Raw genomic sequence first — 16,069 nt, 5'->3', positions numbered from 1 at the left:
AGGTTTCAAAATATTTGTTTATTATAACCTACTCAATGGTACTTTTCAACAGTAGAATGGTAGTGAGCCTTTAGACAGACCACTCCATACTGGCCTGCTGCAAGGAGTACAGCTTTTCATACAGCCCTTTTTTGTTTATCAGTTCTTCATGTTTTCCTTCCTCTGCAACGGTTCCCTTATCCAGCACAATAATTTTATCTGCACCTGCTACGGTACGGAGCCTGTGAGCAATGACCAGAACCGTCTTATCTGCAATCAGGCGGGAAATAGCCTGCTGAATCAGCACTTCATTTTCCGGGTCAAGAGATGCCGTAGCTTCATCCAGCAAGATAACCGGCGCATTTTTCAGCAATGCCCTGGCAATTGAAATTCTCTGGCGCTCTCCTCCTGAGATAGTACTTCCGTTCTCTCCCAGCATAGTATTATACCCCTGGGGCATCTTCTCTACAAATTCATCACAGCAGGCCGCCTTTGCCGCTGCCATAACTTCCTCGTCGGATGCATCCATATTACCGATTTTAATATTATTGTATACCGTATCGTTAAACAGCACCACATCCTGAAATACATAAGACATATGGCCCATCAGATATTCCGGGTCAAGAGTGCTGATATCCACGCCTCCAAGGGTAATCGTTCCTTTGTTTATGTCCCAGAAGCGGGCCGCCAGCTTTGCTGCCGTACTTTTTCCGCTGCCGGAAGGGCCTACAAGTGCCGTAATTCCCTTTTCCATAATGGTAAAGCTGACATCATGCAGCACTTCCTTGTCATTGTATCCAAAACTTACATGGTCAAAGACAATCCGGCTGTCCGGGATTTTTGTATCCTGGCTCCCCTGCTGTGTTTCGGCCTCTTTCAGGGCCTTCATCCGTTTCATAGACTGAAGGGAGTGAAACAGCTCAGGTAAAAGCGTCAGCTCCGTTAAAATGGGACCGTAGATTCTCACCACAATTAAATAGAACATTAACAGAGGTATTAGTTTAATCTCCCCTCCTGTCAGCAGCTGAGCCCCTACAAAAACTGTAATTCCCACTCCTGCCTGCAGAATTAGCTGCGCTCCTGTTACAAATATGCCGGTGAGCATTTCCATTTTAATCGCCATCTTCTTCATATAAAGAAGGGCGGAATTTAATTCCTTTGACTTTTCTCCAGCCATATTGCAGGATTTGATAACCTTCATTCCTTCAATATACTCCTGTACCTGCTCGGAAGCCTTCAGCTTCGCATCTATCTGCCGGGCACTTAACCTCTCCTGGATTTTACGGCTGAAAAAAATGATAGCAAAGGAAAGAGGAATTGTACAAAATACAGAAAGCGCCATCCTCCAGTCAAAGAATGCAAGGCAGATACAAATCAATACAGACGAAATTGCATTGGCAAGCAGCTGAGGCACCACATGGCTGAGCACATGCTCCAGCGTGCTGCAGTCTCCAATCAGGTTCGTGGTCAGCTCCGATAAATCCTTTGAGTTAAAGAAACTCATGGGAAGCCTGCGGATTCGCTCGGCTACCCCGACACGGGTATTTTCTGCTTCCATATAAGAAGTAATATATGTCTTTTTATAATCATTTTTATTGGCAAGAAATACAAGTAAAAAGCATACAATTCCTGCCCCAAAAAGTATCCACATCTGATTCCACTCTATGGTCTCTCCAAGAATGGGTTTCAGCAGTATAATAAATATCTGGATTGTTACAGCAAAAGGCAGCATCATAGAAAGGTTCGTCAAGGTACATGCCCTGACCGCCTTTTTCAAATCTATGTATCCTTTCTCACTCAATTGAAGCATTTCCTGTAATTTAGGCATGGACCTCCACCTCCTTTGTCATTTTCCAGGACAGGGCCTGTGTATAGGTATCCCACATGGCTCTATATTTTCCATTTTCTGCTAGCAGCTCTTCATGAGTTCCCTGTTCAATCAGCTCTCCCGCATCCATCACTAAAATTTTATCTGCACTGCGGATAGTTGACAGGCGGTGTGCAATCATAATTACAGTCTTGTCTGCCATCAGAGCGTGGAGTGCTTTTTGAATCAAATGTTCATTCTCCGGGTCGGAAAATGCAGTTGCTTCATCCAGTACAAGAACAGGAGCATTTTTCACAATGGCCCTGGCAATGGCGACTCTCTGCTGTTCTCCCCCTGACAAGTAAATACCGTCCCGACCGTATACGGTATCGTATCCATTGGGAAGGGCAGAAATAAATTCATGGCACTGGGCTGCTTTTGCTGCCGCAATCACTTCCTCGTCAGTAGCATCAGGGCGGCCGATACGGATGTTTTCTTTCAACGTCTGTTTGAACAAAAATACATCCTGAAACACAAAGCTGACAACAGACATCAAGTCTTCAATCTTTAAATCCCGTATATCTGCACCACCAATGGAAATACTTCCTGATGCCACATCATAAAACCTGGGGATGAGGTGGGCAATGGTTGACTTTCCTCCGCCGGAAGGACCTACAACTGCAGTTACACTTTCTTTTGCCGCGGTAAAACTTACCTCTTTCAGTGCTTTCACATCCTGGCTTTCATCGTAGGAGAAGGACACCTGATTAAATACTACATCTCCTCCCTTTGCAGCTTTCGGCTGCTTTGGTTCCGGAAGGGGAACCTTACCAAAAACCTCATCCATCCGGTCCACACAGGAGCCAATCTGCATACAGTTGGTGGCGCTGTACATTACCTTTAACATCACCGAGGAAACGGAGGGGACAAATAACAGATAGAAAATAACTGTGGAAGCAAACGCCCCATATGTCTCTTGCGGGGTCCTCATTCCAATTAATATAGCTGCCGGAATCAGGAAAAGATAAATGTTATTAACAATGGTGGTATATAAAGACATTATATTTTCCCAGCTTAACGTATATGGAATCACAAAACTGGTGTAATTCTTAATAGACTGGTGCAGCCTGTTAAAAGAATACACAGTCTGGCGGAATGCTTTTACCACAGTAATGCCCCGGACATACTCTACAGAAGCATTGTTCATATCTTCCAATGCACTTTGGTAGTTACTCATCATATTTTTTGCTTCCGCCCCGCCATATCCTATCATTTCTATAATAAAAGCAAGCACGATTCCTATCAGAGATACCAGTCCAAATCTCCAGTCTACCAGAAATAATATAATAATCATCACTACCGGGGCTACAAGAGCTGCCACCAGATCGGGCAGCTGGTGTGCAATAAATCCTTCCACTTTTTCAATGTTTTCATCTGTAATCTTGCGCAGCTTACCGCTTCCATAATTTAAATGGAAACCCAGAGGCAGACGTGCAAGGTAGGAAGTGAAATGAATCTTCAGCTCATATAAGGTTCCAAATGCCGCCAGATGGGAAAGTACTAGAGCAGCAAAATACAGTACAACATTTGCCGCTACTCCCCCGAAGGCAATCCACCCCCACCGGATAATTGCCGCAGAGTGCTCAGCGTCAAAATGTGGGTAAACTTTTGTAATTTCAACGATAATAAAATAAATACATAAATAAGGTACAAAAGATGCTACAGAAGCAAGTGCCGACAAAATCACAGACGGAATAATCAATCCTTTTTTTGTTCCTGCCAATTGCAGCATCCTCCTCAGTCCCGAAGGCTTCTGAGTTTTTTTCTTTTCTTCAGACAAGGCTTGCGCCTCCTTTCATAAATAATGGCTTCACTTTCCCTCATTGCATCTCTTCCTGCTCTCTTTTTGGTTAGTTTCAGCTAACTCATGGTAGCAAAAAAATCCGGCTGGCGCAACTCCATTTAGCCGGATCTTCCCAATTAGCCAGATTTTCTCTAACGTCTAAACAAATCCTCTTTATCCAGATTTTCTATAGGAAAGAGGGGCCACGCCATAAACATTACTAAAGGCAGAAGAAAATTTACTGGAATTTTCATACCCAATCTGCGTACTTATGTCCGCCACAGATAAAGATGTAGTCTTGAGGAGTCTCGCCGCATAATTCATACGAAACCTCTTTAAGTACTCATAGGGCGCATAGCCATATACCGCTTTAAAATTATCCTTTAAACTGGTTTGGGAAATGCCGAAAATCTCAGATAATTCCTTAATTGTAATATGTTTCGTCATATCTTGTTCAATATATTCTTTTACAGACTGGATTACCTGAAAGCTTTTATTAGAAATATATTGATAATGGTTGTCTATGGATCTCTGATATGCTGACACCTCCATCAGAACTTCCAAAAGGCGCAGTTTCATATGTGGAATATTGCCCTCTCTGCATGCCTGAAAAAGAGACTCCATTACCGGGAGCATATGCGGGCAGCAAGAAAAAACAGTGACGGATTTCCCACTCATTAACTGTTTAAACAACTGTATTATATTTAAAGAAAAGTGTGAAAAAAAGTCTTCTGTATCTGAGGCAAAAAGCTCCGGATAAAACATCACGTTAAAACCTGTGTAAAATCCAAGCGGCATACAAGAATCATAGGATTGAACCACATTTGTTATAAGCATAACTTCTCCCGCCGAAAGCCTCAGGGTCCGGCAGGAATTGATACGGCTCTCATAGATCCCGGAATGACTGTATGCAAGCTGAAAGAAATCACACATCTGCATTTTCCCGGAAAAACGCTTAAAAGTACAGTAGTCATTATAGTAAACCTCAACACCCGGCATTATTTTATAAGATTTTGTACATAAGGGTTCCCCCTCTTCCTTAGATTTATATTCTTTCCAATTCACACCTTTATCAGATAATCTAAACCCAAACTGGGTCAAATCAGCATACTGTCTGACTCTCATTTACCCTTACACCTCCACACATTCCCCACAACCCATAGAAAATATATCTCTTACAACTTGTTCTGAAAACTCCTTAGGCTTCCACAGTATAGATAAAAGCAACATCAGTTAGTATCTTCTAACTCTTGTTTACATCATACTTTAACTCATCAGCTTTGTCAAAGAATTCCTTTGTGCCTCCTATTCTCAAGGGTATCTTGTTTATAGCGCCGCATATGTTATTACGGGCTGGCTTACAGACTCCCTACAGAATATAATTCTTCTCTGGCCCTTCTTATTGTGTTTGCCATCGGTATTATTGTATCAGCAGCAGCGGCATGGAGACTTGAGAAGATTACCCGGGTGGCCTGAAAGAAGGTTTTTCCTTTTATTATTTATGGTACTACTGTTATGATATCCCGTAACAAAACACCGGAGCAGATATTACCTGCCCCGGTGTTTCTCTTTCTTCTTTTGCTGTTTCAATTCAAACTGCCGCTGCTTTGTCCCTGACAAATCCTCCTTAAATTTCCCCGGTCTTTGCAGAACAGACATAAACAATGTCAGTTATTTTTATCTTAATGCAGTCTCCAGCTTTTGTATTTCTGTACTATCCACATATTTAGGAACCTTTATATGAATTGTTTTGAGAGCTTTTTTCATCATCTTGCGGTTTCCGCCAACTACAATTCTGGTTTTATCTTTATCCTGGAAAGCTAGTCTTTTGCCATTTGTCCGGGAAACACCCCGAATATTATTCCATCCGATTCTAGTCAATTCGCCCAACAGGTTTACTAAAATCAACTCATTTTGAGTAAACACAATACGCTTCACAAAGGTATACAACATCATTCCTGAGCCTAACAGCACACTTGCCACCATAAATATACAGACATTAACCATGGAATTGTTATTTAAAAATAATCTTTCAGGAACCGTAATTGAATAATATGCAATTACTCCGCCCTCAATCCAAAGAGCTATGCCTAAAAAGGCAGTTATTCTACTTTCACGTATGCAGAATTCTTCTCCCTCGATTTTTATATTTTTCTTCCGTAATGTAATTACAACTGTTGCTGCCACAATTATGATATATAAAATTCCAATAATAAATCCCATCTTATCTACCCCATTTCCAGCTTTCAAAACTCTTCCCATGCTTCATCCGGACATTTCGGAAGCCCAGCCAGGCCCAGAACCGTATTATACAATTCCCTTGCAAGCCCCAGATTCACCGTAAGCAGCAGCAAAACATCCAGAATATATGGGGAATAGGATAATGCCAGCATTTCCTTTGCAAATGCCATAGCCGCAATTTCTCCCAGGCTCACCAGGCGGCTTTTATTTTCCAGCGGTCCTATTTTCCACAGACTAAGGACCTTTTGATTGGTTGGTAAATCGGCCTTTTGGTATTCATACCAATGAAATAACTCGTGAGCCAGAAGTATCTCCTGCATCTGTTTACCAGAAATCAGGTTCCCACAGCCTTTTTGGCGCAAAAGCTCAGCGGTCTGCTGAATTGGTTTTTTATAAACTAAAATATGATTTGGTTCTGTATAACAGGCAAACATAATATAATTACCGTCATCCTGGCTTTTTTTAATATTCAAATCAATATCCAGCTTTTGTATGATTTCTTCCACCGTTAATTGGGGGTATGCCGCTCTTGTTTCTCTGGCCTGAACACATCCTGTCTGGTGGGCCAGTCCGGCAAAACTTCTCCTGCTTTCATCTGTCAGACGTCCATTTAAAGGCTCTCTTCCAAAAGCATAACTATCCCACACACCATCCGGCAGCCCCATCAAGGTTGTGACCATCTCCTTCAGCATAACTTTCCCCCATTCTGATTCAATACGTGTCAAATTCAATACGTGTCAAATCGGATATTTGCAATCCGCTCCGCTGCTTCCTCGATTCGCTTAAACTTCACTGCGGGCGCCAAGTAAAATGACCTCCTCGTCGGGAGACACCCCTACGAATTCCGTACCCATAATAATCTTTAACTGCTCCAGGCTTACTGTATTGGCATAGTCCAGAACCTTGCCTTCAATACACAGATATAAGTCTGGCGTGCGCTCCATTTCTGCCTTATATACTAACATATCCTTCCACATGGCATCAACAGCTGTTTCCCAGTCTGCCGCTTTTACTTTTACAGCTTGTGCATCACCGCGCTGTACCCGGATGAAACCTTTCTTATCCAGCAGCCGGACCTGATGCTTCTCATTCTTATCTGCCTCAAAAACATAAAAAATTTCATTCTCCACTGTACACTCAAGAGCATCCTCGGGCAGATTCATGGATGCGGCTGCTAATTCCCGTGCTTCCGTTTCATCACATTCCTTTAATAAGTCTGTTGTCTGAACCTCTGTGGAACCTAAGGCAATCGCCGTAACCTTACTTGTCTGGGGGTCAACTTCAATCTGGACCTCTATGGATTCCGGGGTAGCTCCATTCTTAATCGCTAAAGTTTTTGCTTCCTTTTTGATATCCGAAATATCCTCACTTGTTGGATTAGGAACCACACGTTCCACCACATCACGAACCATAGCCAGTGCTACTCCAATAGAAGAAATGACTTCCGCATACTGAGGAATAGAATAATTCAAATCCATCTTTTCGGCTGTGAACGGCAGGAGTGAGGATGCACCTCCGCCTACGCCAACCAGAGAAATCTGGTCATGCTCGATTTTATATTTCTCCGCAAATCCGGTAATCACAGGCTCAATTTTCTCAAATGCCTTCTGCAGTATCTGACGGGCGCACTCCTCCACAGATACATTAAGATAGTCCGCCAGAGGCTTCATACATTTTTTTGCAGACTCTACATTACCATAGCTGTAGTCTGTTTCTTTTACATAACCAAGAATATTTGCGGCACAGGAGTTTGTAATCGTAACACGTTTTCCACTTTTCAGGCGTATGCATACATAATCAGAAACATCGCCCTTTTTGGGTGAGAAAAACTCAAGCTGAGGATCCTCGATTTCTTCCAGGGGAGTGTAAACTGCATACTCCATACCTCCGATATGAGCACTTCTTGGTCCCACATCCACCAGCTTGTGTTCCGCAGCCCGAACCATAGAACCTCCGGCCACACCTAATACGGTAACATCCAGGGAGTTAACATAAGTCCTGTGGCCGCCTACTACAGAATACTCAACAGCAGGACGCCCGTTTTTGATGACACCTATATTCGTAGAAGTACCTCCCACCTCAAAGTAAATACCGTTTGACGCCCTCAGATACATCAAAGCACCTATAACCGAAGCCGCAGGGCCGGAAAGCATGGTCAGTACCGGACGCTTCTTCATTTCTGAGATGTCCATAACACCGCCGTCTCCTCTCATAATCATAAGAGGAACTTTGATTCCGGCCTGGTTTACTGCATTTTCGGTGGAATTAGCTGTGTTCATCATTTTAGGAAGAATGGAACCATTGATTGCAGCAGTTCTGGTGCGGCTTGTAAGTCCGTACAGCTTTGAAATATCAGAGGCAACCGATACCATCATTCCCTTTTCCTCTGCTTCTTCCCTGACCATTTCTTCCTCCCGGTTAGAATCTACCCCAAATGCCTGGGAAGCAACGATAACCTGGGCCCCCTCATTCACGAGCTGAGAGATTCCCTGCCCTACCAAAGCTTTATCTAATCTTTTCTGTTTTAAATAAGTGTGGCAGGTTTCAATTTCTCTGCCGGTTCCCAAATCTATATTGGATATATTAGATTGTCTCTTGGACATTAAACCCGATAATCCCCCAGGACCGATTCCAAGAATCCCAATCTTTGCAACGTCACCTTCCAGCAAGGCATTTGTAGCCTGTGTTGTGGAATGCGCAATAAAAACAACATCCTCCGGTGCGATATTATTCTTAGTCAAACAATTCTCAAAACACTCAATAACACCAGCAGCTACACCTAATGGATGATCATGACTCGTCATAACGACGCTTTGCCCTACAATTTCATGAGTAGCATTATCGATTGCTACTGCTTTTGTATGTGTTCCTCCTACATCAATTCCTACTCTAATTTCTTTTCCCATGTTTCCACTTCCCTCTTTCATCTTAGCGGGGATGCTGCAGCATGCAGCATCCTCACCAGTTGCTTTCGTTTATAGCTAAACTTCTGATTTACTTATATGGCAGCCCCTGCTTGCTCTGCCGTTCTGCAAACGAGGGCATTGAATTACAAGAATAACTTATTTCCAGGACTATACAAACATAAAGTATGCGATTATCTCAAGAATAAACGCCGTAATCAAGCACCATACCAGGCAGCACTTAAAGTATTCCTTCAATCCGGTTTTTGTGTAACCTATCGCCCACAAACACCATGACTGTGTCGGACAGATAGAACCATTGACCGTTGTAGTAGGAACCATAAACAGCGGGAATAAAACCTGTGATGTGTAATTTCCGCCCAGTGACTGAAACATTGCTAAAGTTGCCGCTCCGGCTCCCCATACAGTCAGCGGGCCGCGGAATAATGCAAGTACAGAGAACACTCCAAATATAATAAACAACAGTAACAGGTTAGAAGGCATTACAGGTTCCAAAATTGGGGAAATCAAAGGTGCACAAACTTTCGCCGCACGCAGGAACATTTGCAGGAAAAAGAGAAATGCAAATACTAAAGCTACGTCAGCAACACCATCATGGAAGGTTTTCTGCACGAGAGAACCTGTTTCATTCCATTTTTTAATGTTTCCTGTAAATACCAGCGCCCAGAGGACCGCAACCAAAATTGCCGGAATTGGTTTAAAGCCAAAGAAAATAGACAAAATAACAGGAATAAGCGGTGTAATCATAGCCAGCGGGTTTATTTTCTTCCCATCGTTTAATTCTCCGCTTGTTGCTGCCCATGCGTGTTTTTTATCTGCTTTGGAATTCACAAGAATCATAATTAACAGCATTACCATCTGAACACCGAAGCCGATAAAGCCAAACGTTTTCCATGTTGTAGAGGAAATGTCAAAGTCAGGAATCAATGCATTTACCTGTGACAGCCAGCCATTATTCAGGTAAAGTCCTGCACCTACACTCATAAGGAAGGATGCAGTAGCTAAGTGCTTGGATATTCCCAGAGATAAAAGAATCGGGAATACGATAACACCGATAGCAACGACGGAGCCAGCTCCATATGCGGAAGTAAAGATTAAAGCAGTTACAATAGAAAGTAAAATACAGGTAATCGACGTTTTATCTCCGCCAAGTTCTACGGCCGTCCGGATAATAGTACGCGCAATGCCTGTATCCACAAGAATACGGCCGAACCAGGAACCAAAAATAATCACGGCCGCTGTTGCACCCCAAAGCTCAGGTCCCTGCTCAAAAATACCATTGTTAATATCAATCATACCTTCTGCTACCTGAGCCTCGGTTGCATTCCAGGCTGTCACCCCTGCAATTGCTCCAAGCCCTGCCCAGAGAACAGCCATTACAAAAAACCCCATCATAAGGTTTCCGCCTTTTGCTGCATATACGGCAAAAATTAAAAATGTTATAAGCAATAAGATACCTATAATTGTATTCATTTCTTATTCCTCCTTGTATCATAGTTGATATAATGTATCTTGGTGATATTTGGTAATATAGATAACTAAATATGTAATGTTCGGTTCACACTCCTCCTTTCCTGAAATACTCCATAGATTCCCAGTTTGTTTTTCATGAGATATGTTCTTTAAATGCCCCCTCTCCTAATCCGGTCCGCTTTATGTGTACCGGTTAACAAGACCTCCAAAAAAAACAAGTCTAATTTGATTTTCAATAAAATATTGTCGCTTTATTTCCGTCAAAATCAATATTTATCTTGCACTTGTTAAGCAGAATTATATAATCATTATTTAATAATCTCAATACTTTTTTATAAAAAATTTATTTTTTATTCATTTTATCAAATTTTTGAATTATATTTTTGTGCAATATTTAATATAAACAAAAACTATTTTAGATAAATTGCATAGTTTATCGGTTTCTATTTCATCTATTTCACCAATTATTTTATTTTAAATTCTAATTTTGCTAAAATCGCTTGAAAAAATAAATTGACAAAGTTATAATTTATTGTATAAATATAGTTATCGGTTTCGTAATTATAACAAAACTCTACATGTAACATTAACAATTCATTGAAAAAGAGGTAACAATATGCCAGATAAAAATATTACCATTGCAGATATTGCCCGCTCTGCCCAGGTATCTAAAACTACAGTTTCCCGCTATCTTAACGGAAAATTTGAATATATGTCACCCCAGACAAAGGAGCGCATCCGCTCCATTATTGAGCTTGCTAACTACCAGCCTAATAATATTGCGCGGAGTTTAAAAAGCCACAAAAGCACTTTGATCGGTCTGGTGATCGCAGATATAGAGTCACCTTTTTCTTCTGCGGTTATCAAAAGAATTGGTGATTGTTTTCTAAATATGGACTACAACATTATTACTGCTAATTGTGACAACAGCTACAAACGGGAAGTTCACTATCTTAATTCCCTGGTAAATCAGCAGATTGACGGTTTGATTGTGAATACTACAAGCAGGAACAACCCCATGCTGATTGATTTAGCCAATAAAGGGATGCCGATTGTACTGCTGGACAGGTTTATTGATAATTACACCTTAGATATTGTCTATTTTCAGAACGAGCATCCTATTAACAACGCAATGGAGCATCTGGCGGAGCAGGGATATGGTACACTTCACTTTTTCGTACAGCCGTATGAACAAATTTCTCCCCGTTTTCTGCGACGGGATGCTTTTGTTAAAAAACTGACTTCTCTGGGAGTTGAAAACCCTGCTTCCTATGTCCATCAAATTGATTCCATGGATACGGAGGATTTAAAACGCCAGTTAGATACACTGATGCAGGCAAGCCTGAAGGCTGAGGGCCCTCCTGCAATTATTGCCAGCAATGGTGTGACTCTCCTGCATATGGCGAAGGCCATCCGCTCCTTAGGTATTGAGATGCCCCATGAAGTGGGCCTTTGCGGATATGACGAGTGGGGATGGGAAACAAATCTTGGCTGGGCTGGACTTATCGACGTTGGGCTGACTACTCTGGAGTGCTCTACTTATATACTGGGAGACTCTATCGCTGAATTGCTGCTCAGGCGCCTTGAGAAGCCGGATGAACCCAAAGTCACACAGGGCGTCGAAGCCCCCTTAGTTATCAGACCCAGTACATTACATGGCGGAAAACCTGTTTTTCCACTAAATAAGTAATCTTACCTTATACAGCATAAAATCAAGACCTCCAAACTTGATGTTATTAACTTAATTTATGCAAGAAAGGATCTACTATAATGTCTAAAAGTGTAATATTAATCGGCGAGCCTCTGGGGCTTCTTATCGCTCAAAGCGAAGGTCCTCTGGAAAATGTATCCGGTTATTCCCTGGCTGTGGCAGGCGCAGAATTCAACGTGGCTGTAGGACTTGCCAGGCTAGAACATAAAGTTACCTATTTTACCAAGCTGGGAAATGACCCCTTTGGTAAATTAGTGACTAACGTGATAAAACAAAATCAGATTGGAACTGAATTCATTCAATATTCCGACGAGAGAACAACCGGGTTCATGCTGAAAAGCATGGTAAGCAGCGGGGATCCTGAAATATTCTATTACAGAAAAAATTCTGCTGCTTCTACCCTTTCCAAAGAGGATATCGACCAGATTGATCTTAAAAGCTATGGTTTTCTGCATCTGACCGGTATTCCTCCTGCGCTCAGTACTTCCACAAGGGAGGCTGTATTTTATTTAATCGAAAAAGCAAAGAAACATAGTTTATTAATTTCATTTGACCCTAATCTGCGGCCTCAGCTATGGGAAAGCAGAGATATGATGATAACAACGATTAACAAGCTGGCAGCTCTGTCAGATATTGTTTTTCCCGGAGAAAATGAAGGAGAAATTCTCTGCGGCAGTAAGGATCCCAAAATAATCAGTAAATTTTACCACAATCTGGGAGTAAAAGCTGTTGTAACCAAACTGGGCAGCAGCGGAGCTTATATTTCAGATGAAAATACCGAAACTGTGATTCCCGGCTTTCCTGTGAAGAAGGTGGTAGACACAGTAGGGGCCGGAGACGGCTTTGCTGCAGGTGTTATCAGCGCTCTGATAGAGGGCTGCACACTGTCTGATGCGGTATTACGGGGTAATGCAATCGGCGCGATCCAGGTAATGAGCAGGGGAGATAACGACGGGCTTCCCAACCGGGATACTTTAATGAGATTTATGGAAGAAGGGACTTTATAAATGATAAGTGAAAATATGAAACAGATTTTTGACATAGGCTTTGTACCTTTAATCGTAATTGATAATGCCGCGGATGCCGTTCCTCTGGCCCATGCCCTGGTAAAGGGTGGAATCCCTGTTGCTGAAGTAACCTATCGCACCGGCGCTGCAAAGGAAGCCATACAGCAAATGGTCTCAGAGGTTCCTGAAATTATTGTCGGCGCCGGAACAGTACACAATATCGAGCAGGCCCAATCAGCCGTAGAGGCAGGAGCCTCTTTTATCGTTACCCCCGGCTTTAATCCCGATGTGGTAAAATGGTGCCTCGAACACCAGGTGGATATTATTCCCGGTACCGTTTCCACCGCTGACCTGGAGCAGGCTCTCTCTTTTGGTCTGACTGTCTGCAAGTTTTTTCCGGCAGAAGCCTACGGAGGGATCCAGACCTTAAAAGCCCTGGCCGGCCCCTATAAAGACATCTCTTTTATGCCTACCGGAGGCGTCAATGCAAACAATATGAATGATTATCTTTCACTTCCTAACGTAGCTGCAGTAGGAGGAAGCTTTATGGCTCCTGACAGTCTGATGAGGGAAAAATCATGGGATGCAGTCAGCGCCTTATGCCAAAAAACCTTAGCAGACCATCTTGGTTTTGAAATCGCCCATGTGGGTATTAATACAAAGGATACAGAGGAATCCAGCAGGCTTGCCGATGTATTCTGCAATATGTTCTCAAAGGAAAAAAAGGAATTTGAAGGTGCCTTTTTTGCCGGAGATATGATAGAAGTCATCAAAGGCAGTTTTCTTGGAACCCACGGACACATTGCAATAAATACCAACGATATCGAACGTGCTGTCACTTATTTCCAGCGGAATAATGTGGCATTTAATATGTCAACCAGAGCGGTGAACGAGAAAGGACAGATGGTATCCATTTATTTTGCCGAAGAATTCGGCGGCTTCGCTGTCCATCTGCGCCGAAGATAAACCGCTATGAACACACTTGGAATAGATATCGGCTCCTCATACATAAAGGCGGGGGTAATTTCAACGGGCAGAGAAGCTCTGATTCAGCAGACAAATTTTCCTGCTCTCCCCAAATTGCCTTCTGCCAATCCGCTGGTATATGAGCTGGATGCCGAAGAGTTGTACAACACAATTCACAATATTATTCATACGACAGCAGCTTCTGTTCCCCTGGACGGTATTTTGTTTTCCACCCAGATGCATGGTTTTGTCTACCGGACAAAATCCCGCCCGGACCACTATATTTCCTGGCAGGATTCCCGCTGTACAAGTCCGCAAAAGAATGGAATATCTGTATTAGATAAGCTAAAAGCCTTTATTTCAAAAGAAGAAATGTGGGTTTCCGGAGTTCAGCTAAAACCAAGCCTTGGTATGTGCAACTTATATGCACTGCTTCAGGAAGAAGATGCACCATCTGATGATGGGACTTTATTTACCCTTGGCTCCTATCTTATCTGGCGCCTGACCGGAAACAATATCTGCCATATAACAAATGCTGCTCCTTTGGGACTGGTCAACATTCCCGAAAAAAATTGGAACAAACCTGTCATAGACGCTTTAGGCTTTTCTAAAATAACCTTTCCGGATATTGCTTCAGAGGAATTTAATCCTGCAGGCTATTGCTTTGCAGGAGGGCAGAAGATTCCTGTTTATCCCGATTATGGTGACCAGCAGGTGTCCATAGCCGGAGCATGCGCCACACCGGATGATGCCGTTATCAATATAGCTACTGCCTGCCAGCTGTCACGCAATACCCAAATCTTTATTCCAGGCAGCTATGAGATACGTCCCTACTTTGAACAGACTTATATTAATACCATTTCTAATATGCCGGGAGGACGCAATTTATCCGTACTTATTCAATTTCTCAAGGAGACCGTCCAGCTATTTACAGGAAAGCAGTTAGAAGAAAGTGATATGTGGGATATTATAAACAAAACCCTTGAGCCTGACTCCGGGAGCCTGAAGGCAGAAATGTATTTCTATCCGACAAATGAACATCTTTCGGGAGGAAAGATTAGCCATATCATGCCCAATAATTTTCATATTTCTAATTTATTTCAGGCAGCTTATGAGCACATAGCAGAAGAATATGCAAAAAATCTTCCCCTGCTGGAGGGGAATTCCAGAATTAAAAGGCTGATTTTTTCCGGCGGAGTCAGTTGGAAAAATATGCAGCTTATTGAAACTGCGGCACAGCGTATAGAACTCCCTTACAAGCGCTCCCCAATACCAGATGAAACTTTCAACGGACTTTACCGTCTTTCTCTTGCTATTGAACATAAAGGAGGATTGCCAGATGCATCTCTTAAAAGAACGCTTGAATAACAAGCAATTTATCTTAGGTACTATGCTCAGTGAAATCACAACGCCAAATGTCATACGGATGCTAAAAGGCGGAGGGTTTTCTTATATAATTTTAGATTGCGAGCATGGCTACTTTGATTATTCCCAGGCGGCGGCGCTTATCGGAATTGCAAATGGAATACAGCTTCCGGTTATTGTGCGTATTCCTGAAATCCGCCGGGAAGTCATTACAAAATATATGGATATGGGTGCGGACGGTCTTTTAGTTCCGATGACTAACACGAAAGAAGACATTGAAAAGGTCGTGCAATACGCCAAATATGCTCCTGTTGGACAAAGAGGCATTTCCACACAGCGGGCACATACAGAATATAATCCCCCGGCCCTTGCCGACTATATGAAGCTGGCAAACAGCCGTACAATTATCCTCGCTCAGATTGAAACCAATGAGGGCATACGAAATGTACGGGACATCTTGTCCGTGGAAGGTGTAGATGCTGCTCTTATCGGTCCCAACGATATGGCGTGTGACTGCGGTACTCCAGGAGATTTCTATACTCCACTCATGCGAGATAATATTTCGGCTGTCATTAATGCCGCCAAAGAGTTAAACAAACCAAGCGGAATTATTGCAAGCAACATTTCATTCCTGAAAGAATGCAGACAAAAAGGAATGACCATATTTAGCTGCAATTCAGAAACCGGAATTCTTCTTTCGGGCGCGAAAAAAATTGTAAATGAATTTAATTGATATAAGATAACAGCACAGAG

General features: G+C 42.5%; 12 protein-coding genes. 5 read left to right on the top strand and 7 right to left on the bottom strand.

All coding sequences use genetic code 11. The annotated features are described in order from the left end of the window. Window positions 1-70: 70 nt before the first annotated feature. The 7 genes from A8805_RS14435 to A8805_RS14405 form a co-directional block, all read right to left on the bottom strand. Window positions 71-1,807 carry an ABC transporter ATP-binding protein gene (locus A8805_RS14435; RefSeq protein ID WP_109712379.1) on the bottom strand — a complete coding sequence of 579 codons (1,737 nt, stop codon included), beginning with the start codon at window positions 1,805-1,807 and terminating at the stop codon, window positions 71-73. Then, on the bottom strand, window positions 1,800-3,626 hold the full coding sequence (locus tag A8805_RS14430; protein WP_330405956.1) for an ABC transporter ATP-binding protein: 1,827 nt from the start codon (window positions 3,624-3,626) through the stop codon (window positions 1,800-1,802). Before A8805_RS14430 ends, A8805_RS14435 begins: the two co-directional genes overlap by 8 nt. A gap of 177 nt (window positions 3,627-3,803) precedes the next feature. Next, window positions 3,804-4,754, bottom strand: coding sequence for an AraC family transcriptional regulator (locus tag A8805_RS14425; protein ID WP_109712377.1), 951 nt, complete (start codon window positions 4,752-4,754; stop codon window positions 3,804-3,806). 552 nt (window positions 4,755-5,306) lie between these two features. After that, the gene (locus A8805_RS14420; protein ID WP_109712375.1) at window positions 5,307-5,891 is read right to left on the bottom strand and encodes a hypothetical protein; all 585 of its coding nucleotides are present in this window, start codon (window positions 5,889-5,891) and stop codon (window positions 5,307-5,309) included. Further along, window positions 5,876-6,562, bottom strand: coding sequence for a hypothetical protein (locus A8805_RS14415; RefSeq protein ID WP_109712373.1), 687 nt, complete (start codon window positions 6,560-6,562; stop codon window positions 5,876-5,878). Before A8805_RS14415 ends, A8805_RS14420 begins: the two co-directional genes overlap by 16 nt. Before the next feature lie 90 nt (window positions 6,563-6,652). Then, window positions 6,653-8,776: a hydantoinase/oxoprolinase family protein gene (locus A8805_RS14410; RefSeq protein WP_109712370.1), complete on the bottom strand. Its 2,124-nt coding sequence runs from the start codon at window positions 8,774-8,776 to the stop codon at window positions 6,653-6,655. Window positions 8,777-8,944: 168 nt separating this feature from the next. Beyond that, complete coding sequence (locus A8805_RS14405) at window positions 8,945-10,267, bottom strand: citrate transporter (RefSeq protein ID WP_109712368.1); 1,323 nt, start codon at window positions 10,265-10,267, stop codon at window positions 8,945-8,947. Window positions 10,268-10,883: 616 nt separating this feature from the next. Here A8805_RS14405 and A8805_RS14400 point away from each other — a divergent pair. The 5 genes from A8805_RS14400 (at window position 10,884) to A8805_RS14380 (ending at window position 16,049) form a co-directional block, all read left to right on the top strand. After that, window positions 10,884-11,957: a LacI family DNA-binding transcriptional regulator gene (locus A8805_RS14400; RefSeq protein ID WP_109712366.1), complete on the top strand. Its 1,074-nt coding sequence runs from the start codon at window positions 10,884-10,886 to the stop codon at window positions 11,955-11,957. An 80-nt stretch (window positions 11,958-12,037) separates the two neighbouring features. Continuing rightward, entirely contained in the window at window positions 12,038-12,985 is a 948-nt protein-coding gene (locus tag A8805_RS14395; protein WP_109712364.1) for a sugar kinase, read from the top strand. Between the two features lie 15 nt (window positions 12,986-13,000). Next, on the top strand, window positions 13,001-13,951 hold the full coding sequence (locus A8805_RS14390; protein WP_207657706.1) for a bifunctional 4-hydroxy-2-oxoglutarate aldolase/2-dehydro-3-deoxy-phosphogluconate aldolase: 951 nt from the start codon (window positions 13,001-13,003) through the stop codon (window positions 13,949-13,951). A 6-nt stretch (window positions 13,952-13,957) separates the two neighbouring features. Continuing rightward, window positions 13,958-15,319, top strand: a complete 1,362-nt coding sequence (locus tag A8805_RS14385; RefSeq protein ID WP_109712359.1) for a sedoheptulokinase — start codon at window positions 13,958-13,960, stop codon at window positions 15,317-15,319. Continuing rightward, complete coding sequence (locus tag A8805_RS14380; RefSeq protein ID WP_181392856.1) at window positions 15,291-16,049, top strand: HpcH/HpaI aldolase family protein; 759 nt, start codon at window positions 15,291-15,293, stop codon at window positions 16,047-16,049. The genes A8805_RS14385 and A8805_RS14380 overlap by 29 nt, the downstream gene beginning before the upstream one ends. Window positions 16,050-16,069 lie beyond the last annotated feature (20 nt).

Origin of the sequence: Faecalicatena contorta (genome assembly GCF_003149105.1) — a bacterium.
GTDB classification, from domain to species: Bacteria; Bacillota; Clostridia; order Lachnospirales; family Lachnospiraceae; genus Muricomes; species Muricomes contortus_C.
The sequence above is the reverse complement of the archived record's forward strand: the minus strand, read 5'-3'. Positions and strand labels throughout refer to the sequence as shown.